The organism is Burkholderia sp. ZZQ-2, from assembly GCF_050768715.1.
In the GTDB taxonomy this organism is placed as follows: domain Bacteria; phylum Pseudomonadota; class Gammaproteobacteria; order Burkholderiales; family Burkholderiaceae; genus Burkholderia; species Burkholderia cepacia.
The window spans coordinates 37,095-62,231 of record NZ_LDVA01000337.1 but is presented as its reverse complement, the minus strand read 5'-3'; the positions used below and the strand labels follow the sequence as shown (position 1 = coordinate 62,231).

Annotated in this window: 22 protein-coding genes; 11 read left to right on the top strand and 11 right to left on the bottom strand. The window is 66.4% G+C overall.

The genetic code is table 11. From position 1 onward, the window contains the following. Nucleotides 1-33: 33 nt before the first annotated feature. A complete protein-coding gene (locus ABY44_RS32130) occupies nt 34-894 on the bottom strand; it encodes an alpha/beta hydrolase (RefSeq protein ID WP_027790468.1) in 861 nt (286 codons plus the stop codon). 174 nt (nt 895-1,068) lie between these two features. Here ABY44_RS32130 and ceoR point away from each other — a divergent pair, with 174 nt between their 5' ends. Then, nucleotides 1,069-2,073, top strand: a complete 1,005-nt coding sequence (gene ceoR, locus ABY44_RS32125; RefSeq protein ID WP_021156406.1) for a putative multidrug efflux transcriptional regulator CeoR — start codon at nt 1,069-1,071, stop codon at nt 2,071-2,073. A gap of 24 nt (nt 2,074-2,097) precedes the next feature. Here the strand turns inward: ceoR and ABY44_RS32120 are convergent, their stop codons facing one another. Both ABY44_RS32120 and ABY44_RS32115 read right to left on the bottom strand, forming a co-directional pair. After that, the gene (locus ABY44_RS32120; RefSeq protein WP_060173966.1) at nt 2,098-2,808 is read right to left on the bottom strand and encodes a hypothetical protein; all 711 of its coding nucleotides are present in this window, start codon (nt 2,806-2,808) and stop codon (nt 2,098-2,100) included. A gap of 251 nt (nt 2,809-3,059) precedes the next feature. Beyond that, complete coding sequence (locus tag ABY44_RS32115) at nt 3,060-3,374, bottom strand: H-NS family nucleoid-associated regulatory protein (protein WP_027790467.1); 315 nt, start codon at nt 3,372-3,374, stop codon at nt 3,060-3,062. A 326-nt stretch (nt 3,375-3,700) separates the two neighbouring features. Here ABY44_RS32115 and ABY44_RS32110 point away from each other — a divergent pair, with 326 nt between their 5' ends. Next, a complete protein-coding gene (locus tag ABY44_RS32110; RefSeq protein WP_027790466.1) occupies nt 3,701-4,387 on the top strand; it encodes a response regulator transcription factor in 687 nt (228 codons plus the stop codon). Nucleotides 4,388-4,937: 550 nt separating this feature from the next. Continuing rightward, complete coding sequence (locus tag ABY44_RS32105; protein WP_060083769.1) at nt 4,938-5,231, top strand: DUF4148 domain-containing protein; 294 nt, start codon at nt 4,938-4,940, stop codon at nt 5,229-5,231. 208 nt (nt 5,232-5,439) lie between these two features. Here the strand turns inward: ABY44_RS32105 and ABY44_RS32100 are convergent, their stop codons facing one another. The 3 genes from ABY44_RS32100 to selD all read right to left on the bottom strand — a co-directional run bounded on the left by ABY44_RS32100 (nt 5,440) and on the right by selD (nt 8,495). Further along, on the bottom strand, nt 5,440-6,519 hold the full coding sequence (locus tag ABY44_RS32100) for a purine-nucleoside phosphorylase (RefSeq protein WP_021156407.1): 1,080 nt from the start codon (nt 6,517-6,519) through the stop codon (nt 5,440-5,442). 248 nt (nt 6,520-6,767) lie between these two features. After that, nucleotides 6,768-7,358 (bottom strand): LysE family translocator, encoded by a 591-nt coding sequence (locus ABY44_RS32095; RefSeq protein WP_027790464.1) that lies wholly within the window; start codon nt 7,356-7,358, stop codon nt 6,768-6,770. Nucleotides 7,359-7,430: 72 nt separating this feature from the next. Next, nucleotides 7,431-8,495, bottom strand: a complete 1,065-nt coding sequence (gene selD, locus ABY44_RS32090; RefSeq protein WP_027790463.1) for a selenide, water dikinase SelD — start codon at nt 8,493-8,495, stop codon at nt 7,431-7,433. A gap of 116 nt (nt 8,496-8,611) precedes the next feature. Between selD and ABY44_RS32085 the strand changes: the two genes are divergently transcribed. Continuing rightward, nucleotides 8,612-9,448, top strand: a complete 837-nt coding sequence (locus ABY44_RS32085) for a DMT family transporter (protein ID WP_027790462.1) — start codon at nt 8,612-8,614, stop codon at nt 9,446-9,448. A 51-nt stretch (nt 9,449-9,499) separates the two neighbouring features. On the opposite strand, the gene ABY44_RS32080 is transcribed toward ABY44_RS32085, so the two are convergent. Then, complete coding sequence (locus ABY44_RS32080) at nt 9,500-11,011, bottom strand: PLP-dependent aminotransferase family protein (protein ID WP_059695399.1); 1,512 nt, start codon at nt 11,009-11,011, stop codon at nt 9,500-9,502. A gap of 126 nt (nt 11,012-11,137) precedes the next feature. On the opposite strand from ABY44_RS32080, the gene ABY44_RS32075 reads away from it, so the two are divergent. The 3 genes from ABY44_RS32075 (at nt 11,138) to ABY44_RS32065 (ending at nt 15,122) form a co-directional block, all read left to right on the top strand. Next, entirely contained in the window at nt 11,138-12,421 is a 1,284-nt protein-coding gene (locus ABY44_RS32075) for a 4-aminobutyrate--2-oxoglutarate transaminase (RefSeq protein ID WP_059523374.1), read from the top strand. Nucleotides 12,422-12,504: 83 nt separating this feature from the next. Continuing rightward, nucleotides 12,505-13,974: an NADP-dependent succinate-semialdehyde dehydrogenase gene (gene gabD, locus ABY44_RS32070; RefSeq protein ID WP_021156413.1), complete on the top strand. Its 1,470-nt coding sequence runs from the start codon at nt 12,505-12,507 to the stop codon at nt 13,972-13,974. Nucleotides 13,975-14,741: 767 nt separating this feature from the next. After that, nucleotides 14,742-15,122 carry an OmpA family protein gene (locus ABY44_RS32065; protein ID WP_081072778.1) on the top strand — a complete coding sequence of 127 codons (381 nt, stop codon included), beginning with the start codon at nt 14,742-14,744 and terminating at the stop codon, nt 15,120-15,122. A 71-nt stretch (nt 15,123-15,193) separates the two neighbouring features. Here ABY44_RS32065 and ABY44_RS32060 read toward each other — a convergent pair whose 3' ends face one another. Both ABY44_RS32060 and ABY44_RS32055 read right to left on the bottom strand, forming a co-directional pair. Then, nucleotides 15,194-16,738: a methyl-accepting chemotaxis protein gene (locus tag ABY44_RS32060; RefSeq protein WP_027790459.1), complete on the bottom strand. Its 1,545-nt coding sequence runs from the start codon at nt 16,736-16,738 to the stop codon at nt 15,194-15,196. Between the two features lie 421 nt (nt 16,739-17,159). Continuing rightward, the gene (locus ABY44_RS32055; protein WP_027790458.1) at nt 17,160-18,704 is read right to left on the bottom strand and encodes a methyl-accepting chemotaxis protein; all 1,545 of its coding nucleotides are present in this window, start codon (nt 18,702-18,704) and stop codon (nt 17,160-17,162) included. A 324-nt stretch (nt 18,705-19,028) separates the two neighbouring features. Here ABY44_RS32055 and ABY44_RS32050 point away from each other — a divergent pair, with 324 nt between their 5' ends. The 3 genes from ABY44_RS32050 to ABY44_RS32040 all read left to right on the top strand — a co-directional run bounded on the left by ABY44_RS32050 (nt 19,029) and on the right by ABY44_RS32040 (nt 21,053). After that, nucleotides 19,029-19,886, top strand: a complete 858-nt coding sequence (locus ABY44_RS32050) for a class I SAM-dependent methyltransferase (protein ID WP_060173967.1) — start codon at nt 19,029-19,031, stop codon at nt 19,884-19,886. After that, a complete protein-coding gene (locus ABY44_RS32045; RefSeq protein WP_060173968.1) occupies nt 19,883-20,443 on the top strand; it encodes a GNAT family N-acetyltransferase in 561 nt (186 codons plus the stop codon). Before ABY44_RS32050 ends, ABY44_RS32045 begins: the two co-directional genes overlap by 4 nt. A 109-nt stretch (nt 20,444-20,552) precedes the next feature. Continuing rightward, nucleotides 20,553-21,053 carry a DUF523 domain-containing protein gene (locus ABY44_RS32040; RefSeq protein WP_060173969.1) on the top strand — a complete coding sequence of 167 codons (501 nt, stop codon included), beginning with the start codon at nt 20,553-20,555 and terminating at the stop codon, nt 21,051-21,053. Nucleotides 21,054-21,183: 130 nt separating this feature from the next. Here ABY44_RS32040 and pcaF read toward each other — a convergent pair whose 3' ends face one another. Next, nucleotides 21,184-22,386, bottom strand: a complete 1,203-nt coding sequence (gene pcaF / locus ABY44_RS32035) for a 3-oxoadipyl-CoA thiolase (protein WP_027790454.1) — start codon at nt 22,384-22,386, stop codon at nt 21,184-21,186. Nucleotides 22,387-22,613: 227 nt separating this feature from the next. Here pcaF and ABY44_RS32030 point away from each other — a divergent pair, with 227 nt between their 5' ends. Further along, nucleotides 22,614-23,402 (top strand): IclR family transcriptional regulator, encoded by a 789-nt coding sequence (locus ABY44_RS32030; RefSeq protein WP_027790453.1) that lies wholly within the window; start codon nt 22,614-22,616, stop codon nt 23,400-23,402. A 139-nt stretch (nt 23,403-23,541) separates the two neighbouring features. On the opposite strand, the gene ABY44_RS32025 is transcribed toward ABY44_RS32030, so the two are convergent. Beyond that, complete coding sequence (locus ABY44_RS32025) at nt 23,542-25,056, bottom strand: M81 family metallopeptidase (protein ID WP_124532348.1); 1,515 nt, start codon at nt 25,054-25,056, stop codon at nt 23,542-23,544. Nucleotides 25,057-25,137 lie beyond the last annotated feature (81 nt).

Below are 25,137 nucleotides of genomic sequence, written 5' to 3'. Positions count from 1 at the left end.
GTGGATCTCCAGGTAAACGTGGATTGGTTCTGGTTATTCGGAACGGTTGGGCTGGCGCGCCTGGAAGCGGCACTGGAAGAAGCGCACGGCTTCCTCGAAGGCGGCTTCGTGCGTCGCGAGCGCGGCATGCGTGATGTCCGGATAGCGGATCACCTGCGTGAGCACGCCCGACGAGATCAGGCAGCCTGCATATTTCTCCGCCTCGACGTGCAGCACGTCGTTCTGCGCGGTGACGACGAGCGTCGGCGGCAGGCCCGCGAGGCGCACCGATTCGAGCGGCGCCGCATACGGGTGCATGCGTTGCGCGGCCTGCGGCAGATATGCGCGATAACAGGCCGCGCATTCGCGCGCGGTGATGTCGGACGCGAGGCGCTCGGCGTCGCCGATGCGCGTCATGCTCGGGTCGAGCATCGGCCCGAACAGCGCCTGCGCGACGATCGACACTTCGCCGCGATCGCGCGCAATGAACGCGAGGCAGTTCGCGAGCTGGCCGCCCGCGTCGTGACCCGCGACACCGATCTTCTTCGGGTTGCCGCCGAACGCGCGGGCGCGCGTCGCGGCCCACACGGCGGCGCGATACGCATCCTCCGGCGCGGCCGGAAAGGGAAAGGCCGGCGCGAGCGAATAGTCGACCGACACTACGAGAGCTGGTAAGCGTTCTGCTAAAAAGCGCGCGGCGAAATCGGCGTCTTCGAGCGAACCGCGGACAAAGCCGCCGCCGTGGAAGTAAAGCACTACTGGCAACCCGGTCTTGTCCGGGCGCCGGTACAGGCGCAGCACGATGTCCTGCGCGTAGCCGGGAATTTCCACTTCGGCGACCGTCAACGCCGCGCCCGCCGTGGCTTGCGCGGGCAACGCGGCCTTCAGGAATTTGCTGAATTCAGAAGCGTCCATGACGATGCAGCATCCATTTCGAGATGGAACGAATTCTGGGTCCGGCAGACATTGGGATAAATGCCTATAATCCGGCAACACAATTCAACGCCCCCGAACAATCCGAGGCTGCGTTTACCCACGAGGTAGCGCAGCCTTCTTGTTCCGGCGGCAAATTAGATTGCGGAGGTTGTGATGGACCGGCTTCAGGCCATGCAGGTGTTTACTCGCGTCGTCGATACAAGCAGCTTCACCAAGGCAGCAGAAACGCTCAGCTTGCCGCGGGCGTCCGTCACGACGATCATCCAGAATCTCGAAGCATTCCTCGGTGTGCGGCTGATGCACCGGACCACGCGTCGGCTGTCGCTCACGCCAGACGGCGCCGCCTACTACGAACGATGCGTGCGGATCCTCGCGGACGTCGAGGAAACCGAGGCGAGCTTCCAGGCGAACAACCGGAAGCCGCACGGAAAGTTGCGTATCGACATGCCGGGCTCGATCGGGCGGCTGCTCGTGATTCCGTCGCTGTGCGAATTTCATACGCGCTACCCGGACATCGACCTGCAGCTCGGCCTGTCCGACCGGCCGGTCGACCTGCTGCAGGAAGGGGTCGATTGCGTGATCCGCGTTGGTGCATTGCAGGACTCGTCGCTCGTCGCGCGCCGGGTCGGCCTGTTCGAATGCGTGACGGTCGCGTCGCCCGACTATCTCGAGCGTCACGGCGAGCCGAAGACGATCGACGACCTGAGCCAGCACAAGGCCGTCAACTACTTCTCGAGCCGCACCGGTCGCACGATCGACTGGACGTTCCTGACCGACGGCCAGGAAGTCGAGATGAAGATGGAGGGCATCGTGTCGGTGAACGATGCCGATGCGTACGTGACCTGCGGGATCGAAGGCTTCGGGCTGATCCAGCCGCCGCTCTTCATGGTGCTGCCGCATCTGCGCGAAGGCCGGCTCAAGGAAGTGCTGCCCGGCGTCAAGCCGCTGCCGATGCCGATCTCCGTCGTGTATCCGCACAGCCGCCATCTGTCGCCGAAAGTGCGCGTATTCGTCGACTGGATCGCCGAGGTGTTCGACCGTTGCCCGCTGCTGAGCGGCAAGGGCAGCCTCGACGCGACGTGCAGCAAGCGCACGTTCGAGGAAGCCGAACGCGCGCCGGTGCTCGACACGCCGGTCATCAACGAATGGGTCGCGTAGGCGCGACGCTCCCGCGCACGCCTGTCACTTCGTTCGCCACGTGCGCATGAACTCCGCGGCCCCCGTGCCTGGCGCGCAACTGCCCGGCCGCCTTGCGCGCGCCATCGCCCGCGCGAGTTCCGCACGCTGCGCGCTTACATGCCGAGCGCAATAGCGGTCGATCACGCCGAGTTGGCCTTTCAGGAACGCGATGGTCTGCTCGATGCCGCCGCGCACGCTCGCGTGCGATCGCGCGAGCACTTGATATTCGGCCATCATCGTGCGCGCGAGTTGCCGGCGGCGCTGCACCAACGCCTGAACATACTGCAGCGGCGGATCCGACAACGGCTCGGCGAGACGCGCGCACATCGGATACCGGTCGAACTCGCGGGCCAATGACGAGAGCAGACGGGCACGCGCGCCCTTGCCTTCGGGCGGCATCCCGGCCGCCCCCGCGATGAAATCGCGAGCCTGATGCGCGTGGGCGACGGCCACCGGCAGTCGCGCCGCCTGCAACGCGCATGCCGCGTGGGACTCGGCACCGCCGGACGACTCCAGCACGATGCGCGCCGGCGCCCATTCGGCAATCGCATCGGTCAGCGATTCGATGCCGTACGTCTCGTTCCGGTAACCGAGAATCACTCGCAACGACGAGACGTCGACCTCGAGGATCTCGCGCGTCACGCTAATGCCGACGAATACGCGCTCCGGCGTCAGTTCGTCGCCGTCCCGTCGCGCTGCCGCCTCATTGTTCATACGAATCTGCCCGTCGGGCTCGTCTTGCGATCCGGTCGAAGACAAGAAAAATGGGGCGTTATTGTTCGCCACTAGAACTGTCATAATCTAAATGTAATATTCACGGACAGAACCGGTTCCATTCGCGGCGCGGCTCAACCCGAGCCATCGCGGTCGGCCCTCGGCGTGTTCCATGCCGACGGTACCCGGCCCTCGCATCGACACCCCCGATACCCGCATGACAAGACAACGCCCTTTCATCCGCTCACTAATCAGGAATCCTGACCCTGCGACTGCTCGAACGACGACCTGTCGATCAGAAACCGGTCGCGATCCTGACCACGCAGCCATGCCGGCTCGCGGCCCACGCCGCACCACGTCTGCCCCGTCCGCGGGTCGAAATACTTTGCCCTGCGCTTCCGGGCGCCGGCCGCACCTGCCGGGAATACATCCTTGTACGTGAACCCGAATTCCTCGATGCAGCGCCGGACTTCGAGCAGCACCGTCTCCGATATGGCGAGACGCTCGCGTTCGAGCTGCTCTTCGAGCAGCGCCTTTTTCTCCATGAACGACTTGTATATCAGCATGCGATTTTCCCCTCAATTCGGCTCTTTACAGGACTTCACCGAGACGTCGCCGGCACATCCAAGCGTAATCACGCTGCCGCTTCGTATTGACAACGTTTGTCAACAACAATCGTTGAAAACAGATGATTCATACGTCGTTAAAGGCTGTTTTTGCCTATGATTAGCATGTTTTGTGCGTTCAAAATTGTTGACAATTCAGAACATGAAACGATGCGAACATGCGCGGCAAACCACCGGCCGCCCGCCCTCGCACCGTTCGTCAGAATCCTCCGACCCACGCTCGATGCAGCACGATCGACCTGCTCGCTAACAAAGGAGTGCGAATCATGAACGTTTTATATCTCGAGGACGACAACGCATATGTCGAAATGATCACTTCAATACTCGAGAAATCCGGACACCGCGTGCATGCGGTCGGCAACGGCTGTCACGCGATCCGTCACCTGGAGAACGCGGTCGTCGACTTGCTGATTCTCGACTGGCAAGTGCCGGGGCTGTCGGGGTTCGAGGTACTGAAATGGACGCGCGAGCGCATCGGCGGACGCTTGCCGATCCTGTTCCTGACGAGTCGCGTTCGGGACGACGAGATTTTCTCCGCGATCAACGCCGGCGCCGACGATTACATGGTCAAGCCGATCAACCAATTCGAACTGCTGGCCCGCGCCAATGCGCTGCTGCGGCGCGCGTATCACAGCGGCGGCGCGCCGCAGGACGCCCTCGATATCGGCGGCTACCGGATCGACACGAAGGCGCGGACCGTGCTGCTCCATGGCGAGCATGTCCGACTGACGCCGCGCGAATTCGATCTCGCCGTGCTGCTGTTTCGCAACCTCGGCCGCATCATGCCGCGCGACGCGCTGATCCTTTCATTGTGGGGTCGCGACATGACCGGCGTATCGCGTAGCCTCGACACGCACATCTATCGGCTCCGGATGAAGATGGCGCTCCAGCCGTCGAACGGCGTGCGGCTCAGCGCGGTCTATACGCTCGGCTATCGGCTCGAAGCGATCTGACGTTCGACGGCGGCCACGCCCGTTCCGCCCTCGGACGGCATCGCCGGGCTGCCGCGTTCGTCGGCCGCCGCATGCACCGGCGCGTCGCGGTGTGCGGCATTGCACCACCGCATGCAGAAGACTATTGCGTCATTCGGATTGATCGCCGCGCGACGCCCCGCCCGATCGGTCGAATTCCGCTGCCGCCCCCGGCCAGCAAGGCGTCCCGTATCCCCCACTTCCTGTGCGGCTTTCGATTGTTCCGCCATCGCGACAATTCAATTCGCGTCTGCCGCATTTATCGCGACGGAACAGATACCTAGAGTAAACCCTGTCGCGCACCTCGTTGCGCATCGAACAGATCCCGCTTGATGGGACCGGGGCAAGCGCTCAAGCGCCAGCTCCGACAGTGCAAAGCATGGGATCTGGGTAAGCGCTGAAGCGCTAACTCATATCGACCGCAAAGCATGGGATCTGAGTAAGCGCTGAAGCGCTAACTCATATCGACCGCAAAGCATGGGATCTGAGTAAGCGCTGAAGCGCTAACTCATATCGACACAGGAGCTACACCATGAACCGCCGCCACCTTCTCTCCGCCCTGGCCCTCACGCTCGCCGTGTCCGCCCCGGCCTTCGCCGATTCGGGCACGCCGCATGCCGGCGACTACAGCAATACGTCGTGGTACTCGCAGCACTACGGCCCGCGCACGCGCGCCGAAGTCAGCGCGGAAGTCGAGCAGGCCCGCAAGGACGGCACGCTCGCGTACCTGCGCAAGGCAAATTCGTATCCGCAAGGGCTCGAACTCGCGCAAGGCCCGTATCGCTCGATGCCGGAAAGCAACCAGCTCGCCGGCGGGGGCCGGTAAACGTGCAACGCCGCGCAGCGGGGTGCCCCGTGCGCGGCGTCGCGACACACCTATCGACGACTCGCTGAGTCAGTCAGTTGCAGGAGCACATGATGAACGACCAACTCCCTTCGCCGCTCGATCACTGGGACGACACCACGCCGGTCTGGACGCCTTTCCGTTCGGCCCCGCACTCGCATTGACCGCCGACTGAGCCGTCGCCTGGCGCTCAACGGCGCGGCACCCCGTCGCGCCACTCGCCCCAGTGCGTCACGATGTCCTGCACGAGCGGGTTGCCCGCGCGATACAGGTTTTCGGTCGCCGGAGCGAAGCCGCCCTGGTCCGCGTAGTTCAGCAGGTTGTCGGCACTCGTCTGCCCCGCATACGGCCGGTCGAAATCGGACCCGGTACGCAGCACCGCGACGCGCGACAGGTCGACCCGCTTCACGCTCGCCGCACGCTTGAGCGCTTCATACGTCGCGTTGTCTTCCTGTGCGGTCATGCAGTAGGTGCCCTTGCCGTCGGTCAGGATCTTCGTCCACTGGCGCGCGCGCTCGCCGATTAGCGTGCCCGAGAACCACGTGTTGCCCGATGACGTATCGCACTGGATCACCGTCGGCGGCCGGTTCGCCGGCGCATACGTGAACTTCGCGCGCGCGGCCTGCGCCTGCGCGCTGTCGGCGAGCACGACGTTGCGCGACAGCGCGACCGCGGCGTCGGTCAACTGCGGATTGAGCTGGAACACCTCGGTGCGATAGTCGAGCGGCGGCTTGTCGTTCGGGCTCTTCGTGTTGATGCCGAGAAAGCCGGTATTCCAGCCGGCCGGAATCTCGCGTGCATCGAGCTCCCACTGCAGGCTGAAATCGACGAGGTACTTCGACCACGCGGCCGAGCCGACCGTGCCTTGCGCGGGGTCGACGCCCGCGATGCCGGAGATCAGGAAATACGTGCGGCGCAGATCGAAGCGCTGCGAGAACGTGAGCGCCATGATCGTCGCCGACGCGTTCGCATAGCCCATGCCGGTCGTGACCACGCACACGTCCTGCTTGTTGCAATGAACGTTCGGGTAGTCGGGCGACAGGCCCGGCACGGCGATGTCGCGCCACGGGCCGAGCCGGTCGAGCCATGCCTGGCCCTCCGGACCGAACATCGTGATGATCATGACCTTGACCGGGCGGCCCTGTGCACCGGTCTCGGCGAATGCATTGTTGCCCGCGTTGTTGCCCTGGTTGTCCTGCGCGATCGACGGCGCGGTTGCACAGGCTGCGAGCGAGAATGCAGCGGCGGAAAGAATGGAGCGAGTCAGCATCGGCGTTCCTTGTTTCGATGATGTTGGGTGAGAACGGCTCTCGTAGACTGCGCGACGGAGTATAGAACGGGCGTGCGCGTTGCGGAACCCGACTACGAAACGACTGCCGGTGCGTCGGGTCGGGTGCGGCGCACGCGGGAAGCACAACGGAAATTCGCTCCGCACGTCGACATACCGTCAGGAATACTATCCGGTTGATCGCCATCGACACGTCGATCGCACTTGCGTGCCCGTCGCCCGGCAAACCGCTACAGCCGTGCCAGTCCTGCCACCCCATACCCCAGCACGACAAGCGCCGCGACCACGTGGCTCGCCGCGAGCAGCCCCGGCGACTTCACGATCCGGCCGATCACGCTGCCGCCGAATGCGAACACCAGCTGCCCCGCGAGGCTGCCGGCAAACACGCACGCGGCACCGAGCAGCCAGTGCCGCTGCGCGCCGGCGGCGGCCGTTGCATAGCCGTAGAACAACAGGATCGTCAGCGGGTTCGCCAGCGTGACGAAGAACATCGATGCAAACGGGCGGCTGCCCGGCGGCCGCGCATCACCGTCGAGCGTGCGGCGGCGATCCCGCAACGCCTGCCACAGCATCCGCGCGCCCATCGCGAGCAGCACGAGCGCCCCCACCAGACGAAACAGCGACAGATGCGCCGCGAGCGTGCTCGCCAGCATCGCGCCGAGCGTGAACGCGACGACCGCGTAGCAGCCGTCGGCCGTCGCGACACCCACCGCCGCGCGCACGCCGCTTGCGGTGCCGGCGCGCATCCCGTAATTCGCGATCATCAGCGCAACGGGCCCGACCGACAGCGCGATCATCAGCCCGAACAGGAAATCGTTCATCGGTCGTCGATGCCTTCGATCGAAGGCATCGATTCTAGCGAACGCAAAAATCTCCGGTGCGGCGATTCGGCATCACGCGACATCGACGCGCGCCGGCCCGTCCACCATCTCGCCGATCACGCCCGCGCGGTCGAAGCCGTCGGCACGGAAGCACGCGAGCACGTCGTCGACGGCCTCGGGCGCGCACGCGACCAGCAGGCCGCCCGACGTCTGCGGATCGGTCAGCAGCGCCTGCGCGACGGGCGGCAGCGTGTCGGCCAGTTGAACGTCCGCGCCGTACGCGGCCCAGTTGCGGCCCGACGCGCCGGTGAACACGCCGTCGGCCACGAACGCCTCGACGCCCGCGAGCCACGGCAGCGACGCGTAGTGCACGCGCGCGGTAAGGTGCGCGCCACGTGCGAGCTCGAGCGTATGACCGAGCAGCCCGAAGCCCGTGACGTCGGTCAGCGCATGCACGCCCGGCAGCGCGGCAAGGTCGGCGCCCGGACGGTTCAGCTTGGTGGTCGTCGCGACCATCTGCGCGTAACCCGCGGCATCGAGCTGGTTCTTTTTCAGCGCGGCCGACAGCACGCCGACGCCGAGCGGCTTGCCGAGCACGAGCACGTCGCCCGCACGCGCGGCCGCGTTGCGCTTCACGCGCGACGGATGCACGACGCCGATCGCCGCGAGCCCGTAGATCGGCTCGACCGAATCGATCGAATGGCCGCCCGCCACCGGAATGCCGGCGTCGGCGCACACCGATTCGCCGCCGCGCAGCACGGCCGCGATCGTCTCGTGCGGCAGCACGTTGATCGGCATCCCGACCAGCGCGAGCGCGAGGATCGGCTTGCCGCCCATCGCGTAGACGTCGGACAGCGCGTTGGTCGCGGCGATGCGGCCGAAGTCGAACGGATCGTCGACGATCGGCATGAAGAAGTCGGTGGTCGCGACGATCGCCTGCTCGTCGTTGAGACGGTAGACGGCCGCGTCGTCGGACGTCTCGGTACCGACCAGCAGATCCGGGAACAGCGCGGGCGGCGTCGCGCGCTTCAGCAGCTCGGACAGCACGCCCGGCGCAATCTTGCAGCCGCAGCCGCCGCCGTGCGACAGGCTCGTGAGGCGCGGAACGGCAGGCTGGGCTTGGGTGGCTTCGGTCATCGTCGGCATCCGGTGAATAACAACACGACATTATCGACAATTCCGTGCGAGTGCGCCCGATACCCACATAATGGCGGCGCACTCCCCGCTCCCGCTGCCGCCCGCACCTTCCGTCCATGGATCACCTCTTCATCGGCCTCGTGCTGTGCTCCGCGTTGCTGCACGCCATCTGGAATGCGTTCCTCCACGTCAGCGAAGACCGGCTCGTACAGCTCGGCACGATGTCACTGCCCTATTTCGCGTTCGGCGTCGCCGGCGCCGCGCTGCTGCCCGCGCCGGCACCCGCCGCGTGGCCGTATATCGCCGCGTCGGCCGCGCTCGAGGTCGCGTACTGCTTCACGCTGGCGCGCGCCTATCGCAGCGGCGAGTTCGGGCAGATCTATCCGATCGCGCGCGGGATCTCGCCGCTGCTCGTGTCGGTGCTCGCGCTCGCCTTTCTCCACGAACAGCCGACCCCGTTCGGCTTCGCGGGCATCGCGCTCGTGTCGTTCGGCATCATGTCGCTCGCGCTGCGGCGCGGCTTCCGGTTCTCCGGTGAAGGCGTGCCGTTTGCGCTGCTCACGGGCGTGTTCATCGCCGCGTATTCGATCTGCGACGGCATCGGCTCGCGCGTGTCCGGCAGTGCGCTCGGCTACATCGCGTGGGTGTACGTGCTGTGGAGCGTGCCGCAGTTCGTGCTGGTCTGCGCGGTACGTGGCGGCCCGCGCGCGGTGCTCGCCTCGCGCACGGCGCTCACGCAGGGCGCGATCGCCGGCACGATCTCCCTCGCCGCTTACGGGATCGTGATCCTCGCGTACCGGTACCTGCCGGTCGGGACGGTGTCGGCGCTGCGTGAAACGAGTTCGATCTTCGCGGTCGCGATCGGCTGGCTCGTGATGCGCGAGCGGCCCGGCGCGCAGCGGCTTGCCGCGTGCGCGCTGGTGGTCGTGGGCGCGGCGCTGATCCGCCTGTAGGCGGCGCGTGCGACACGCGTTCGTCTGCAGGTCGTGCCGACCTGCCAGGCGTCAGACCGCGACCGCCGCCCCGCCGAATGCCCGCTCGTCGATCGCCTCGGCGAGCGTCGCGAACGCCGTCGCGATCTCGTCCTCCGGCACGCACGCATAACCGAGCAGCAACCCCGGCGCCGCGCGTTCGCGGTCCGCGTAATAACCCGACAACGGTCGCACGACGATATTGCGTTCGAGCGCGGCCTGCGCGACCGCACGATCGTCGACGCCCTCCGGCAACTGCGTGACCAGATGCAGCCCGGCATCGCTGCCGAGCGCGTGCAGCGTGTCGCCATAGCGTTGCGCGACCGCGTCGAGCAGCACCTCGCGGCGCTGTCCGTACAGCGTGCGCATCTTGCGGATATGCGACACGAAGTGTCCTTCCGCGATGAATTCGGCAAGCACCGCCTGCTGCAGCAACTGCCCTTCGCGGTACAACTCGGCGCTCGCGGTCGCGAAACTTTCCGCGAGCGGCTCGGGCGCGACCAGGTAGCCGACCCGCAGCCCCGGGAACAGCGTCTTGCCGAAACTGCCGACGTAGATCACCTGCCCGGCCGTGTCGAGCCCCTGCAGCGACGCAAGCGGGCGGCTGCCGTAGCGGAATTCGCTGTCGTAGTCGTCCTCGATGATCCAGCAACCGTGCTGGCGTGCGTATTCGAGCAGCATCCGCCGCCGCGCGAGGCTCATCACCATCCCGAGCGGATACTGGTGCGACGGCGTGACGAGCATCAGCTTCGGCGGTTCGGCGAGATCGGCCGCCGACGGGGCGATGCCTTCCTCGTCGACCGGGATCGGCCGCGTCGTCAGCCCCGACACGTTCAGCACGCTGCGCACGCCCCAGTAGCACGGATCCTCGGTCCAGATCGCGTCGCCCGGGTCGGTCAGCAGCCGTACCGCGAGGTCGATCGACTGGTGGATGCCGGTCGTAATCACGATCTGCTCGGGCGTGCAGCGCACCGAGCGCGACGTGCGCAGGTAATCGGCCAGCGCCTCGCGCAGCAGCGCGAGCCCGCCGCCCGGCGCGTAGGTCAGCAGGTCGGGGCGCAGCCGCCGCCAGTATTTGTTGTGCAGCCGCGTCCACACGCGAGCGGGAAAGCGCGACACATCGGGCACGCCCGGCATGAACGCGCCGCCCTGCCGTTTCGACACGCCGGCCCCTTCGACGAGCCGCGTACCGCGCGCCGACAGCCGCCGCGCGGACGGCTGCACGAGCGCCGGGTGGGTGGCGGTCGCGTCGGGCGGCGCGCCGACGATCTCGTCGGGTGCGCTGTCGGCCACGAACGTACCGCGGCCGGTCGCCGAGTTCACGTAGCCTTCAAGTGAAAGCTGTTCGTAAACCTGCGTGACCGTGTTGCGCGCGATTCCGAGTTCGGCCGCGAGGAGCCGCGACGACGGCACGCGCGTGCCGGCCGGCAGTTCACGCGACAGGATCGCCTGTTGCAGCAGCCGGTGAAGCTGCCGGTAGATCGGCTGTTCGCCGCCTCGCACGAGGCGCTGCGCCAGCCAGTCCGACAACACGCTCGCGCGCATGATTGGCTCCTGAATATTTATTGAAATGGCTCTGATTGTCAGAGCCAAATGTGATTATAGTCGCCTCCATGGGCTGTCGAAGCGCCCGATTTTCACCTCACCGGAAAGAACATCAAGGAGATGACCGTGAAGAATGCCGACCTGCAGGCCCGCAAGAACGCCGCCACCCCGCGCGGCGTCGGCGTGATGTGCGATTTCTACGCAGCCCGCGCCGAGAACGCGGAACTGTGGGATGTCGAAGGCCGCCGCTTCATCGATTTCGCCGCCGGCATCGCGGTGCTGAACACCGGCCACCGCCACCCGAAGATCGTCAAGGCGATCGCGGATCAACTGAACAACTTCACGCACACCGCTTACCAGATCGTCCCGTACGCGTCGTACGTCGAGCTGGCCGAGAAGATCAACGCACGCGCGCCGGGCGATTTCCCGAAGAAGACCGCATTCTTCACGACCGGCGCGGAAGCCGTCGAGAACGCGATCAAGATCGCACGCGCGGCCACCGGCCGTCCGGGCGTCATCGCCTTCTCGGGCGGTTTCCACGGCCGCACGATGATGGGCATGGCGCTGACCGGCAAGGTCGCCCCGTACAAGCTGAACTTCGGCCCGTTCCCGGGCGACGTGTTCCACGCGCCGTACCCGAACGCCGTGCACGGCGTGACGACGGCCGACTCGATCAAGGCGATCGAGATGCTGTTCAAGGCCGACATCGACCCGAAGCGCGTTGCCGCGATCATCTTCGAACCGGTCCAGGGCGAAGGCGGCTTCAACCCGGCGCCGGCCGAATTCGTGCGCGCGCTGCGCAAGATCTGTAACGAACACGGCATCCTGCTGATCGCCGACGAAGTGCAGACCGGCTTCGCGCGTACCGGCAAGCTGTTCGCGATGCAGCACTACGACGTGCTGGCCGACCTGATCACGATGGCGAAGAGCCTCGCGGGCGGCATGCCGCTGTCGGGCGTCGTCGGCCGTGCCGACCTGATGGACGCGGCAGCGCCCGGCGGCCTCGGCGGCACGTATGCGGGCAACCCGCTGGCCGTGGCATCGGCGCACGCCGTGCTCGAGATCATCGACGAAGAGAAGCTGTGCGAGCGTGCAACGCAACTCGGCGACGTGCTGAAGGCGAAGCTGAACGCGCTGCAGGCCGACGTGCCGCAGATCGCCGACGTGCGCGGCCCGGGCGCGATGATCGCGGTCGAGTTCCTGAAGCCGGGTTCGGGCGAGCCGGATGCCGAGTTCACGAAGCGCGTGCAGACGCGTGCGCTCGAGCGCGGCCTGCTGCTGCTCGTGTGCGGCGTGTACTCGAACGTCGTGCGCTTCCTGTTCCCGCTGACGATCCCGCAGGCCGTGTTCGATGAAGCGCTCGTGATCCTCGAGGAAGTGCTGAAGGAAACGGTCGGCGTGCCCGCCTGAGTTCCTGCCTTCCGAATGCGCCGCCGCCGTCGTCACGACGGCGGCGGCCTTTTTATCCGTCATCTTCAAAGCAGGCGATTCATATGAGCACTGTTCAGGAAACCCTGGCACTGAAAGATCCGTCGCTGTTCCGCCAGCAGGCGTACGTCAACGGCGAATGGCAAGGCGCGACGAACGGCGAGACGTTCGAAGTCCGCAACCCGGCGACGGGCGGCCTGCTCGGCACCGTGCCGGCGATGGGCACGGCCGAGACGCGTCACGCGATCGAAGCCGCGAACGCCGCATGGCCGGCGTGGCGCAAGAAGACCGCGAAGGAACGCGCGGTCGTCCTGCGCAAGTGGCACGACCTGATGATGGAAAACGCCGACGACCTCGCGCTGATCCTGACGACCGAGCAGGGCAAGTCGCTGGCTGAAGCGAAGGGCGAGATCGGCTATGCCGCATCGTTCCTCGAATGGTTCGCGGAAGAAGGCAAGCGCGTGTACGGCGACACGATCCCGACGCCGGCGAGCGACAAGCGCATCGTCGTGACGAAGGAAGCGATCGGCGTGTGCGCGGCGATCACGCCGTGGAACTTCCCGGCGGCGATGATCACGCGCAAGGTCGGCCCGGCACTCGCCGCAGGCTGCCCGATCGTCGTGAAGCCGGCCGAGGCGACGCCGTTCTCCGCGCTCGCGATGGCCGTGCTGGCCGAGCGTGCGGGCGTGCCGGCCGGCGTGTTCAGCGTCGTCACGGGCGACCCGAAGGCGATCGGCGGCGAGCTGACGTCGAACCCGATCGTGCGCAAGCTGTCGTTCACCGGCTCGACGCCGGTCGGCCGCCTGCTGATGTCGCAATGCGCGGCGACGGTCAAGAAGGTGTCGCTGGAGCTCGGCGGCAACGCGCCGTTCATCGTGTTCGACGACGCCGATCTCGACGCGGCCGTGCAGGGCGCGATCGCATCGAAGTACCGCAACAGCGGCCAGACCTGCGTGTGCACGAACCGCTTCTACGTGCATGAAGCCGTGTACGACCAGTTCGCGCAGAAGCTCGCGGCAGCCGTCGGCCAGTTGAAGGTGGGCCGCGGCACCGAGCCGGGCGTCACGCAAGGCCCGCTGATCAACGAAGCAGCGGTGCTGAAGGTCGAGGCGCACATCGAGGACGCGCTCGCGAAGGGCGCGACCGTCGTGACGGGCGGCAAGCGCCACGCGCTGGGCCACGGCTTCTTCGAGCCGACCGTGCTGACGGGCGTCACGCCGGCGATGAAGGTCGCGAAGGAAGAGACGTTCGGGCCGCTCGCGCCGCTGTTCAAGTTCGGCAGCGACGATGAAGTGATCCGCCTCGCGAACGACACCGAATTCGGCCTCGCCGCTTACTTCTACAGCCGCGACATCGGCCGCGTGTGGAAGGTCGCCGAAGCGCTCGAATACGGGATGGTCGGCGTGAACACGGGCCTGATCTCGAACGAAGTCGCGCCGTTCGGTGGTGTGAAGCAATCGGGCCTCGGCCGCGAAGGCTCGCACTACGGCATCGACGACTACGTCGTGATCAAGTACCTCTGCCTCGCCGTCTGACGGTTCAGGGCCTGGCACCGCTTCGGTGACAGGCCCTGACCGCCCGGCCGGAACCGGGCGGTCCGACGCGGGCCGGCGTCCCTCTCCGTCGTGCCCGCGTCGTCTTGATACGCATGAGATCGCCACGCTCTGCGTACCCTGTTTCGATCGCTGTATCCGCCGATACGTCATATCGCGCGCGAATTTCGTTTCAGTCTCATTTCTCACTTCGCTGCACGACGCCAGATTGAGCGCTCCGCCTCGATCCGGTTTGCACGCGCATGAACACTTCACGCGACGGAACGGTGTGTGCGGAGTCAGCGCATACAAGCACTGCTGTAGCCGACGGTGCCGTGACACACATTAACGGTCGCCGGCATGACGGACGGACGGTTATACGCCCGGCCGCGTTCTACTCGCTCGCCCCTTCGCCTCCATCTCGACGATCGTTTTGGATCATCAATCTCCGTCGGATTCCAAAATAAGAATCGTACTTGTTCTATAGACAGAGAAAATCTTACCGGCCACTGTCTATGGCTCGTCCATACACAAGGGATACGAGTCCGTGGAAGAAAAACATGCCGCCTGCCCTTACTTTCTTCACTCGTCGATCCGGCTTTACGCGATGGTGCAGCAGCAATACACGCGGCCGAAAAATGCGCCCGACTCGATCGATCAGGCGTATAGAGACAACATGCAGATCATCTGTATGCACGATCCATCTAACCGCCGCTGCATTCGTGTTGATCTGCGCACATACGGCGTTCGCGTGCGATGGCCCGTCGAACATGCCCGCCTGGGATTTCGATGTTCGATTCGACAACAATTCAAGCGACCTATCTACCTCCGAACTGGCGAAGCTGTCCGTATGGTCGAACGACATGCGCAATCGCTTCCCCATTGTCGATGTGGTGTCAGTTGTCGGATTGGCCGAACCGACGGAACGAAGCGCGCAAGAGCTTGCGCACCGACGTGCAGCGAACGTCAAAAGCGCGCTAGATCAATTCTTGATTCGGGGCGAACGAAATTCGATGATCGCGCGAATCTACAAGCTGCCGTTTCCTGCGAGCGAGTTTGATGACAACGGGCGGCGCGTCGAGATCACATTCGGTCCGGGATGCCCCAACCACTGTTGCCCGAACCTGAATCCCGTACCCAGGGCGCAATGACGTAGCAGGACACGCCCAAACCGGCCCGCACAACGCGGGCCGCCTTCCTCCTGCTTCACGCGTTCCCGCCATCACCGAAACACGTTCACCGCCTCCACCAGCCGCGTCGCCTGCTGCTTCAGGCTCTCCGATGCCGCCGTGCTCTGCTCGACCAGTGCCGCGTTCTGCTGCGTGATGTTGTCCAGGTGCACCACCGCCTGGTCGACCTGCGCGACGCCCGTACTCTGCTCGGCCGTCGACGAGCTGATCTCCGCGATCAAATCCGACACGCGCTTCACCTGCGTGACGATGTCCTCCATCGTCTTGCCCGCGCCGTCGACGATCCGCGCACCCGATTCGACGCGTTCGACGCTCGCGCCGATCAGCGTCTTGATCTCCTTCGCCGCATTCGCGCTGCGCTGCGCGAGCGCCCGCACCTCACCGGCAACCACCGCGAAACCGCGCCCCTGATCTCCGGCCCGCGCCGCTTCAACGGCCGCATTCAGCGCAAGAATGTTGGTCTGGAACGCGATGCCGTCGATCACGCCAATGATGTCCGAGATCTTTCGCGAGCTGGCGGTGATGTCGTTCATCGTCGCCACCACCTCGCTCACCGCCTGCCCGCCGCGCCCGGCCGCTTCGCTCGCCGACACCGACAACTGGTTCGCCTGCAGCGCCGTCTCCGCATTGCTCGACACGGTCGCCGTCATCTCGGCCATCGATGCGGCCGTCTGCTGCACGCTCGTCGAAGCCTGCTCGGTGCGCGCGCTCAGGTCGTTGTTGCCCTGCGCGATCTCGTTGCTCGCGCGCTGCACGTTCAGCACCTGTTCGCTGACATCGTCAACCAGCCAGCGGAACATCAGCCCGAGCTGGTTGATCGTGCGCAGCGTCATGCCGATCTCGTCGACACGGTTCATCCGCACGCCGCTGCGGCTCTCGCCGGTCGCGACGCGCAGCGCCTCGTCGCGCAACTGCACGAGCGGACGCGCAATCTGCGCATCGAGCCACAGCCCCGCGGCCACCGCGGCGCCGGCCGTCACCGCCGCGAACGCGGCGAGCCCGCCACCGGCCAGCCCGCACGCCCAGCCGCCGGCCACCACGACCGGCGCAAACACGCACAGCGCCGCATGGAGCCGCGCCCGCACCGACATCGTCTGGAACAGCGACGTGAAACCGGCCACGCCCTTGCGGACGATCAACCCCTTGTGAAAATGCCGGTTGCCGGCCCGACCTTCGCGGAAGTCCTTGTAGAGCGCCTCCGCGGCCGCGATCTCGTCGCGCGTCGCCTTCGTGCGCACCGACATGTAGCCCTTCGGCTCGCCGTTGCGCATCACGGGTATCGCGTTCGCACGCACCCAGTAGTGATCGCCGTTCTTGCGGCGGTTCTTCACGAGCGCGGTCCACGGCTCGCCGCCCTTGAGCGTCGCCCACATGTCGGCGAACGCCTCCTTCGGCATGTCCGGATGCCGCACGACGTTGTGCGGCTGGCCCTCGATCTCTTCGGGAGAAAATCCGCTGACCTGGATGAATGCCGCGTTCGCGTAGGTAATGTAGCTGTTCGCGTCGGTGGTCGACATCAGCGTCGCGTCGTCGGGAAAATCGAATTCGCGTTGCGTGACGGGCTGGTTGTTGCGCATGGTGTGGAGCTCCGGGTAACGGATCTTGCGTCCGCTTGTCGATTGATTCGCGACCCTGCACATTGCGGTCAATCCGCATGCGCATTGGTCATGCTCCTGCACTTTCGGCAACTTTTACGAAAACATTATGCCTTGCCCGGGTAAATATGCATTAAAAATGCATCACCTTGCCTTTGCCGAACAATCCGTTTACTGATGAAACTAAACACCAGGCCAGGCAACGGTTTGACGGATATTCGTCTGATTAATCAGCGTAATTCGTCCGAATCGATTCAATGCATGAATGAAAAATCCTGAATACGAATATTTCTCGTTTCGCGTATTTTAATTGAATCGAAAAACCTGAACGCGCATTACGCGCGTCAATCACGATGTCACGATGCATCGATCGGGCGCGCACATCGCGTGCGCGCCCCGACGATCACCGGAACACGTTCACCGCATCCACGAGACGCGTTGCCTGTTGCTTCAGGCTCTCTGACGCCGCCGTGCTCTGCTCGACCAGTGCCGCGTTCTGCTGCGTGATGTTGTCCAGGTGCACCACCGCCTGGTCGACCTGCGACACCCCGGTGCTCTGCTCGGCCGTCGACGAGCTGATCTCCGCTATCAGATCCGACACGCGCTTCACCTGCGCGACGATGTCCTCCATCGTCTTGCCGGCCTCGTCCACGCGCCGCGCGCCCGACTCGACGCGCTCGACGCTCGCGCCGATCAGCGTCTTGATCTCCTTCGCCGCGTTCGCGCTGCGCTGCGCGAGCGCCCGTACCTCACCGGCAACCACCGCGAAGCCGCGCCCCTGTTCGCCGGCGCGGGCCGCTTCCACGGCCGCGTTCAGCGCAAGGATGTTGGTCTGGAACGCGATGCCGTCGATCACGCCGATGATGTCCGAGATCTTTCGCGAGCTGGCGGTGATGTCGCTCATCGTCGCGACGACCTCGCCCACCGCCTGCCCGCCGCGGCCGGCCACTTCGCTCGCCGACATCGCGAGCCGGTTCGCCTGCAGTGCGGTCTCCGCGTTGCTGTCGACGGTCGCCGTCATCTCGGCCATCGACGCAGCCGTCTCCTGCACGCTCGACGCCGCCTGCTCGGTACGCGCGCTCAGGTCGTTGTTGCCCTGCGCGATCTCGTTGCTCGCGCGCTGCACGTTGTGCACCTGCTCGCTGACGTCGTCGACGAGCCAGCGGAACATCAGCCCGAGCTGGTTGATCGTGCGCAGCGTCATGCCGATCTCGTCGACGCGGTTCATCCGCACGCCGCGCCGGCTTTCGCCGGTCGCGACGTTCAGCGCCTGGTCGTGCAGCCGCTTCAGCGGACGCACGATCTGCGCATCGAGCCACAGGCCGGCCGCCGCCGCCACGCCGACCGTCACGCCGGCAAATGCCGCGAGGCCGCCACCGGCGAGCCCGCACGCCCAGCCCGCGCCGACGACCGCCGGCGCAAGCACGCACAGCGCCGAATGCACGCGCGCGCGCACCGACATCGTCTGCGACAGCGACGCGATACGCAGCAGCCCCGTGCGGATCACCAGCCCCTTGTGGAACCGGCGCTGGCCGGCCTTGCCGTCGCGGAACGCGCGATACAGCGCGTCGGCGGCCGCGCTCTCGTCGTGCGGCGCCCTCGTGCGCACCGACATGTAGCCCTGCGGCTCGCCGTTGCGCATCACGGGTATCGCGTTCGCACGCACCCAGTAGTGATCGCCGTTCTTGCGGCGGTTCTTCACGAGCGCGGTCCACGGCTCGCCGCGCTGGAGCGTCGCCCACATGTCGGCAAACGCCTCGCGCGGCATGTCCGGGTGGCGCACCACGTTGTGCGGCTGGCCGACGAGTTCCTCGTTCGTGAAGCCGCTCACCTGCGCGAACGTCGTGTTGGCGTAGGTGATGATGCTGTCTGCATCGGTCGTCGACATCAGCGTGACGTCGTCGGGAAAATCGAATTCCTGTTGGGTAACGGGCTGGTTATTGCGCATGCAAGGCTCCGAAAGGCGGATCTGTCGTCCGCGCCGCGCTGAAATCACGCTCAGTAGCCGAAAAACGGTTTATCGCTTAACGACGGTCTTCATCTTACTGTCGGCATATTGGGGAAAAACCTTACCCTTTCCTCGAATAAAATATCCAATTCGTCCGCCGCCATGATTTCGATCAAATAATCCGGCAATAATCGCCGCGAGCGTTCATCCCAATGTCACGCCACGCTGCGCGACGACGTCGCGCGGCAGACCCACGCCATCGACCGTTGCGCGCGGCGAAACGATTCCGTTTATCCTGCTCCATTCAACCGGTATTCGAATTCGATGAAAAAGGCATTACACGAACTGAATCGGCTGTCCTGGAATACCGCGACAGTCGCGCATAACAGCCACAAAGGCGATCAGGCCGCGTTTTTCCGCGCGGGCGGCTCGACGCTCTATCCGGAAGAACGCGAACTGCTCGGCGACGTCGGCGGGCTGCGGCTCCTGCACCTGCAATGCAACGCGGGGCAGGACACGCTGAGCCTCGTGCGCGAGGGCGCGGATGCGACGGGCGTCGACATCTCCGACGAAGCGATCGCCTTCGCACGGCAACTGTCGGCCGACGCGGGCCTGCCCGCGCGTTTCGAGCGCGCCGACGTGCTCGACTGGATGCCCGAGGCCGCCGCGCGCGGCGAGCGCTTCGATCGCGTGTTCACGTCGTATGGCGCGATCTGCTGGCTGTCCGACCTGAACGCGTGGGCGCGCGGGATCGCCGCGCTGCTCGCGCCGGGCGGCCGTTTCGCGATGGTCGAGTTCCATCCGTTCGCGCTGTATTTCGACGAACAGTGGAAGCCACACTACGACTATTTCAAAAGCGACGCGACCGAGGAGCCGGCAGGCGTCGGCGATTACGTCGCCGTATCCGGCACGGGGCTCGGCGCACAGCACGACCATCCTGGCGTCGTCGATTTCGCGAACCCGCATCCGAGCTACGAGTTCATGTGGGGCATCGGCGAGGTCGTGAACGCACTCGTGTCGGCGGGGCTCGCGATCGACCGCCTGACCGAATATCCGTATTCGAACGGCTGGAAGGGCTTCGACGGCATGCGCGAGCTGGACGGCCGCCGGATGGTGCCGCCCGGTCACATGCCGAGCCTGCCGCTGATGTATGCGATCGCCGCGCATCGGGAGGCCGCATGACGCGCCGCACCGCCGCCGAACGCGACGCGCTTTGCGCACGCCCGCTCACGCGCGACGAAGTGCCGCTCGTGTGGACCATCGACCGGCGCGAGATCATCGAGCACCTGTACGTGCTGCGCGACGGCGCGCTGCATCTCGTTCCCGAGTTCTACGACGTCGGCGGCTGGCCGGAAGGTGAAGCCGACCACTACACGCCGATCCTGCTCGACTGCCACGATCGCGGCGGCTGGTGCCTCGGCATGTTCGACGGCGAACGGCTCGTCGCGGCGGTCGTCGTCGACAGCCGGCCGCTCGGCCCGCACGGCGACATGCTGCAATTGAAGTTCCTGCACGTGAGCCGCGACTGGCGCGGCTGCGGGCTCGGCGAGCAGCTCTACCGCGCAGCCCGCGAGCAGGCGCGCGCGATGGGCGCCGCACGCCTGTACGTGTCCGCGACGCCGTCGCGGCGCACGATCGACTTCTACCTGCGGCTCGGCTTCACGGTCAGCGCGTCGCCCGACCCGGCGCTTTACGCGCTCGAGCCGGACGACATTCATCTGGAAGGGTCGGTGGCCTGACGCACCGGCACGCGGGTGAAGCGCGGGATGTCCCGCCTTGCCTCGGCTGCCCTCGGCCATCGCGCAATCACGGAGAGCAAAATTGCAGGACAAAGCACAGCCGCCAACCATGCCGAAGATCCTCGTCAGCATGTGCGTGGTCGGCCATCCGGTGCGTTACAACGGCTCGGCCAAGACCGCCGCGCACGCGGCACTCGAACGGTGGCAGCACGAAGGGCGTCTCGTGCCCGTCTGCCCCGAACTGGCCGGCGGCTTCAGCGTGCCGCGCCCGCCCGCCGAAATCGCCGGCGGCGCATCGGGTCAGCAGGTGCTGTCGGGCGCCGCGCGCATTGTCGACGTAAACGGCACCGACGTGACAGCGCCGTTCGTCTCCGGCGCGCAAGCCGCGCTGGCCCTCGCGCGCACGCACGGTTGCCGCTTCGCTATCCTGGCCGACGGCAGTCCGTCGTGCGGCAGCACGTTCATCCATGACGGGAGTTTCGGGAACCGGCGGCACGCGGGCGCCGGCGTCACGGCGGCGTTGCTGCGCGAGCACGGGATCGAGGTGTTCGCGGACACCGAGATCGACGCGCTCGAGGCGCGTCTCAGGGAGCTGTCGCAGGCCGGTTAACGACGATGCGCGGCACGAGCATCCTCGTGCCGCGCATCGTATCCAAAGCGGCGAATCGGTCGAGAGGCGAAGTGGTCGAGCGGCGAAGCGGCTCGTGGCCGCCGCTTCGCCGCGAGACATGAAACGCGGGTCAGACGCGTTCGATCGCGATCGCGATGCCCTGACCGACGCCGATGCACATCGTGCACAGTGCGAAGCGGCCGTTCGTGCGATGCAGCTGGTACATCGCGGTCGTCACGAGACGCGCGCCCGATGCGCCGAGCGGATGGCCCAGTGCGATCGCGCCGCCGTTCGGGTTCACGCGCGGATCGTCATCGGCGACGCCGAGCATGCGCAGCACCGCGAGACCTTGCGATGCGAACGCCTCGTTCAGCTCGATCACGTCGAACTGGTCGATCGTCATGCCGAGCCGGGCGAGCAGCTTCTGCGTGGCAGGCGCGGGGCCGATGCCCATCACGCGCGGCGCGACGCCGGCCGTCGCGATGCCCAGCACGCGGGCGCGCGGCGTCAGGCCGAAGCGCTTTGCGGTTTCCTCGTTCGCGAGCAGCAGCGCGGCGGCACCGTCGTTGACGCCCGACGCGTTACCGGCTGTCACCGAGCCGTCCGGACGCACAACGCCCTTCAGCTTCGCAAGCGTTTCAAGCGACGTCTCGCGCGGATGCTCGTCGCGCGACACGACCACCGGATCGCCCTTTTTCTGCGGAATCGTGACCGACACGATTTCCTCGGCGAGCGTGCCGTCCTGCTGCGCACGCGCAGCCTTCTGCTGGCTGCGCAGCGCGAACAGGTCCTGGTCGGCGCGGCTGACGTTGTAGTCGACTGCGACGTTCTCGGCCGTCTCCGGCATCGAATCGACGCCGTACAGCTGTTTCATCAACGGATTGACGAAGCGCCAGCCGATCGTCGTGTCGTAGATGTCGGCCTGGCGCGCGAATGCGCTCGCGGCCTTGCCCATCACGAACGGCGCGCGCGTCATGCTCTCGACGCCGCCCGCGACCATCAGCGCGGCCTCGCCCGACTTGATCGCACGGGCGGCCACGCCGACCGCGTCCATCCCGGAGCCGCACAGGCGGTTGATCGTCGAACCCGGCACGCCCTGCGGCAGCCCCGCGAGCAGCGCGGACATGCGCGCGACGTTGCGGTTGTCCTCGCCGGCCTGGTTCGCGCAGCCGTAGATCACGTCGTCGATCGCCGTCCAGTCGACGTCGCGGTTGCGCTCCACGAGCGCCTTGAGCGGCACGGCGCCCAGATCGTCGGCGCGCACGCCGGACAGTGCACCGCCGTAACGCCCGATCGGCGTACGGATCGCATCACACAGAAAAGCTTCGGTCATCAGTGTCTCCGCTCCCAGGACAGGCTGGGGAATGAACAGGGCGCGCCCCTTGCATTGCCCGCCGGGATGCGCTTAAATGTTCTATATACGAACATAAGATCGTGTATCGAACGTTCAACGCATCATAGGGAGTGCGGGGACGACCTGTCAAGCGCCCGGTCCGCCGTGCGGTTGGCGTGTCGGGCCCCGTGCGCTATCTTCTCGGCTGCACGATATTCCAGGCGCTCATGACAACCGAAGACACTCAGACGAAACCCGGCGACTCCTACGTACAGTCGTTCGCACGCGGCCTCGCGGTGATCCGCGCGTTCGACGCGGCCCGTCCGGAACAGACGCTCACCGAGGTCGCCTCGGCCACCGGGCTCACGCGCGCGGGCGCGCGCCGGATCCTGCTCACGCTGCAGACGCTCGGCTACGTCGAGGCCGACGGCCGGCTGTTCCGGCTCACGCCGAAGATCCTCGAGCTCGGCTTCGCGTACCTCACGTCGATGCCGTTCTGGAATCTCGCCGATCCCGTGATGGAGCAACTGTCCGAGCAGATCCACGAAAGCTGCTCGGCGGCCGTGCTCGACCGCACCGAGATCGTCTACGTGCTGCGCGTGCCGACCCGCAAGATCATGACGATCAACCTGTCGATCGGCAGTCGGCTGCCCGCGTACTGCACGTCGATGGGCCGCGTGCTGCTGTCCGCGCTCGACGACGCCGCGCTCGACGAAACGCTCGCGCAAAGCGGCATCCGCGCGCATACGGCGCGCACGATCACCGACCTCGGCGAACTGAAGGCGGCGATCGCACAGGTGCGCCAGCAGGGCTGGGCCGTGGTCGACCAGGAACTCGAAGTGGGCCTGATGTCGCTGTCCGCGCCGATTCGCAACCGGCGCGGGCAGATCATCGCGGCGATGAACATCAGCGGCAACGCGCAGCGGCATACCGCGAAGCAGATGGTGAAGGAGTTTCTCGAGCCGTTGCAGCAGGCCGCGCAGACGGTGTCGGAGCTGGTGGCGCGGCGCGGGTGAGCGCCGATCCGCGCGCGGGTAGGTGCAAGCCGCGCGACGTGAAACGACGCGCGGCGCCCTGTGTCGGCCCGCGCGACGGCATTGTCCAGGACAGCCGCCCGCTCGCAGGCGCACCGGCGCGCCGGCGGCGGGCCGTGCTTCAGCCGTTGCCGGCGAATGCGTCGCCCATCGGCTTCGTCCGGATGCCCGGGGCCAGCCGGGTCCAGGGCAACTCGGCCGGATCGGCCGTCATCGGGCCCGGCGCCGTGGCAACGAGCACCGCCTCGGCGATCCCCTGGAAGTCGGCGCGAAAATGCACCGAGCTTTTGTTGACGAGGATGCGCATCGCTTCCGGCTCGACGCCGCCCACGCGATAGAGATTGCGGTCGAGCATCTGCGCCTTGCCGCTGCTCACCACGATCAGCACACCATCGATCCGCAGGCAGGCGACTGGGCCGATATCCGCGCGCATGCCGTTCATCATCGGGCCGTCATACCGGCATACGCCGTCCGACAACTTCACGACCTCGAAACGCGCGTGGACCGGCTCGTCGCCGGGCACGCCGGAAACGCCGCCGAGCGCCAGCTCGACGAACGCCCCGACCCCGGCGCGATGAGCCGCCGCGGCGGCCGCCGGGTCCCAGATCAGGCCGATCGCCGCCTCTCTCGCGCCATTGCGCAGCAACGCCCGCAGCATGCCCGTCGTGTTCGAGTCGCCGCCCGCGCCGGGGTTGTCCTGCGTATCGGCGATGACGACCGGCTTGCCGGCCCCGTCGGCAAGCCGCATCGCTTCGCGCACGGCGGCGTCGGGCGACAGGAACGGCACCTGCCACGCGGCCTCGTCCGCCAGCATCCTGTCGTAGAGCGCCTGCACGGCGGCCTCGGCCGACGCGGCGTCATCGCCGTAACCCCAGATGACCGGGCCGCATTCGGGAAAATCGGCCGCCGGAAAACCCGGCGCGAACGACAGCGATACCACGGCCCCGGTTTCCAGCGCCGCGAGCTGCGCATACATGCCGCGCGAAGGCTCGAGCAGCGTGCACATGCCGTTGATCGGGATCAGGAACGGCAGCCGCCGCACCGCGCGATGCAGCGGGCGGCCACCCGCCGCCCGCGAGGCGAGCAGGCGCTCGAGCAGCACGGCCGCGCGTTCGCCGGTCTCGGCCATGTCGACATGCGGATAGGTGCGGAAGGCGACCAGCGCGTCGGCCTCGTGCAGCATCTTCGCGGTGACGTTGGCATGCAGGTCGAGCGACGCGACCACCGGCACGGCCGGGCCGACCGCGGCGCGCACGCGCTCCAGCAACGTGCCTTCGCCGTCGTCGGTATGCTCGGCGACCATCGCGCCGTGCAGGTCGAGGTACACCGCGTCGTAGCCTCCGCCGCGAACCGCCGCGAGAATTTCACCGGCAATGCGCTCGAACGCATCCTCGGTCACGTGGGCCGACGGGCTCGCGCCCGCCCAGATGACCGGCAGCAGGGTCCAGCCGCGTCGCTCCGCCGCGACGATGAATCCGCCCGCGGGAATGTTGACGTCGCGCAGCGCAAGCACGTCGTCGCCCCGCACCATGGCCGGGAAGCCCTCGCCGCGCTCGAAGTTCGCGTAAGCGGCTTTCGACGGCGCAAACGTATTGGTTTCATGCTGAAAGCCGGCAATCAAGATCCGCGTGTTCAAAAACGTGTCTCCGGAAATAGGTAGTCAAGGCACGGGCCGTGCTGCGCCGCGACGGAGGTCGCGAGCGCTTGCGCGCCCGCG

Excerpts from the sequence above, each read along its gene's own strand:
- ABY44_RS32130 (WP_027790468.1), bottom strand. The coding sequence starts at position 894 with ATGGACGCTTCTGAATTCAGCAAATTCCTGAAGGCCGCGTTGCCCGCG.
- ceoR (WP_021156406.1), top strand. The coding sequence starts at position 1,069 with ATGGACCGGCTTCAGGCCATGCAGGTGTTTACTCGCGTCGTCGATACA.
- ABY44_RS32120 (WP_060173966.1), bottom strand. The coding sequence starts at position 2,808 with ATGAACAATGAGGCGGCAGCGCGACGGGACGGCGACGAACTGACGCCG.
- ABY44_RS32115 (WP_027790467.1), bottom strand. The coding sequence starts at position 3,374 with ATGCTGATATACAAGTCGTTCATGGAGAAAAAGGCGCTGCTCGAAGAG.
- ABY44_RS32110 (WP_027790466.1), top strand. The coding sequence starts at position 3,701 with ATGAACGTTTTATATCTCGAGGACGACAACGCATATGTCGAAATGATC.
- ABY44_RS32105 (WP_060083769.1), top strand. The coding sequence starts at position 4,938 with ATGAACCGCCGCCACCTTCTCTCCGCCCTGGCCCTCACGCTCGCCGTG.
- ABY44_RS32100 (WP_021156407.1), bottom strand. The coding sequence starts at position 6,519 with ATGCTGACTCGCTCCATTCTTTCCGCCGCTGCATTCTCGCTCGCAGCC.
- ABY44_RS32095 (WP_027790464.1), bottom strand. The coding sequence starts at position 7,358 with ATGAACGATTTCCTGTTCGGGCTGATGATCGCGCTGTCGGTCGGGCCC.
- selD (WP_027790463.1), bottom strand. The coding sequence starts at position 8,495 with ATGACCGAAGCCACCCAAGCCCAGCCTGCCGTTCCGCGCCTCACGAGC.
- ABY44_RS32085 (WP_027790462.1), top strand. The coding sequence starts at position 8,612 with ATGGATCACCTCTTCATCGGCCTCGTGCTGTGCTCCGCGTTGCTGCAC.
- ABY44_RS32080 (WP_059695399.1), bottom strand. The coding sequence starts at position 11,011 with ATGCGCGCGAGCGTGTTGTCGGACTGGCTGGCGCAGCGCCTCGTGCGA.
- gabD (WP_021156413.1), top strand. The coding sequence starts at position 12,505 with ATGAGCACTGTTCAGGAAACCCTGGCACTGAAAGATCCGTCGCTGTTC.
- ABY44_RS32065 (WP_081072778.1), top strand. The coding sequence starts at position 14,742 with ATGCCCGCCTGGGATTTCGATGTTCGATTCGACAACAATTCAAGCGAC.
- ABY44_RS32060 (WP_027790459.1), bottom strand. The coding sequence starts at position 16,738 with ATGCGCAACAACCAGCCCGTCACGCAACGCGAATTCGATTTTCCCGAC.
- ABY44_RS32055 (WP_027790458.1), bottom strand. The coding sequence starts at position 18,704 with ATGCGCAATAACCAGCCCGTTACCCAACAGGAATTCGATTTTCCCGAC.
- ABY44_RS32050 (WP_060173967.1), top strand. The coding sequence starts at position 19,029 with ATGAAAAAGGCATTACACGAACTGAATCGGCTGTCCTGGAATACCGCG.
- ABY44_RS32045 (WP_060173968.1), top strand. The coding sequence starts at position 19,883 with ATGACGCGCCGCACCGCCGCCGAACGCGACGCGCTTTGCGCACGCCCG.
- ABY44_RS32040 (WP_060173969.1), top strand. The coding sequence starts at position 20,553 with ATGCCGAAGATCCTCGTCAGCATGTGCGTGGTCGGCCATCCGGTGCGT.
- pcaF (WP_027790454.1), bottom strand. The coding sequence starts at position 22,386 with ATGACCGAAGCTTTTCTGTGTGATGCGATCCGTACGCCGATCGGGCGT.
- ABY44_RS32030 (WP_027790453.1), top strand. The coding sequence starts at position 22,614 with ATGACAACCGAAGACACTCAGACGAAACCCGGCGACTCCTACGTACAG.